Source organism: Caballeronia arationis, assembly GCF_001544975.2.
Taxonomy (GTDB): Bacteria; Pseudomonadota; Gammaproteobacteria; order Burkholderiales; family Burkholderiaceae; genus Caballeronia; species Caballeronia arationis.
Genome location: NZ_FCOG02000434.1, coordinates 1 through 1,426 on the forward strand (window position 1 = coordinate 1; position 1,426 = coordinate 1,426).

The 1,426-nt window shown below is 58.2% G+C and carries 2 protein-coding genes; one reads left to right on the forward strand and one right to left on the reverse strand.

What is annotated here, in order from left to right; genetic code table 11:
- Positions 1–149 precede the first annotated feature (149 nt).
- Positions 150–629, reverse strand: coding sequence for a hypothetical protein (locus AWB81_RS42925; RefSeq protein WP_235026256.1), 480 nt, complete (start codon positions 627–629; stop codon positions 150–152).
- Between the two features lie 252 nt (positions 630–881).
- Between AWB81_RS42925 and AWB81_RS42930 the strand changes: the two genes are divergently transcribed.
- The coding region (locus AWB81_RS42930) for an H-NS histone family protein (RefSeq protein WP_087135620.1) at positions 882–1,426 on the forward strand (545 nt) is incomplete at its 3' end.

Genomic DNA, 1,426 nt, shown 5'->3' on the forward strand with positions numbered 1-1,426 from the left:
GGCACCTGGCAATGCGAAGGCGAAGTGCGCCACCTCGTCGCGCAACGGCTCGTCGACATGTCGCATTTGCTGGGCGGATTGACGACGGTCAGCCGGAACTTCTGCTGACAATCCCCAAGCACGGGATGGCCAGCAGATCGCTGGACTGCTCACGAACCACCTGCACCAACCAGCGCGGGAAGCCCGAGCGCCGGAGCCAGCGTCTTATAGTCCAGCAGAAAACGCGGATCGCCCGCTGCCTCGCGCGACATCCATTTGGTCAACTCATGTCGGCATGACTCGGCTTCCATCCGAACGAAGCAGGTCGAGCGCTTCGGCATCATGCTGGCAGCCCAATAGAACTTGAAGAGCGTCTGCCGCTCGGAGGCATCCATTTCCAGGGCCTCCGGATCGTGACCTGAAAGCCACTGCTCGACCTTCACGCGCAGCGAAGCTTCCGATTCATTCGGTCCATACGAGAACATGTACGCGCCGCCCGCCTGTGCCGTCTGAAAATCATCAAGCACGATTGCTAGGACAAATCGCGCAGCCTGCGGGTTGATCTTGAAATCCGCTGCTTGAGCGCTGCCCGCTAACTGCGACCAAGCGACGGCGAAGCCAATTAATCTGCTGTTGATCCACTTAGACACAACCGGGCCGTAGGTTTCGTTAAAGACACATCTCCCCGTAGCTTACGCCCGGCAGGCGGATCTGCCGACTTTTTGTACGACTCCGCCGAGACCCTGTCGACAGGGACGAGGATCTAATGCAATCGTGTGCAGCTCATTCAGAAGCAAAGGCAGGAACAAATAAGCGAAACCTCACGCTAAATGGTGCTAAGCGCTTCGCCTTATTGACAAATAGTGGCATAGTTCGGGGCATGACCATTAAGGAGACCGCTCATGGCAACCCTTGAACAAATCAAAGAAAAAATGAAGAAACTGCAGACTCAAGCCGACGCGCTGACCGCTAAGCGCTCGCGCGCAATACTTGATGACATCCATGCTTTGATGGCTCAACACAATCTGACATCCGCAGACATCGAAGCTCATCAGAAGAGCTCGGCGCGCAAAGGGCGGCCGCGCGGTGCACTATCCCAAAAATCTGGGCAGACTTCCACGCAGACCTCGTCCAAATCGTCCTCAGCAGCCAAGGGGAAACTGCCGGCTAAGTACCGCAATCCGAAGACCGGCCAAACCTGGAGCGGCTGGGCACGCCCCCCGGCGTGGATCGCTAAGGTCAGGGACCGGACTAAGTTCCTCATCGACGGCAGCTCGGCAGAGACAACTGCAACTTCCACTACGACGAACGGAGCGACGGACGGAGCATCGACGAAGCGCTTAGCGAGCCAACCGGCGGCCAAGAAGCGTGCGTCAGTGAAGGCGAGCGCGTCTTCAACCAGCGCCCCGGCATCGAGCGTCGCTGCGACGAAAAAGTCCAGCACCAC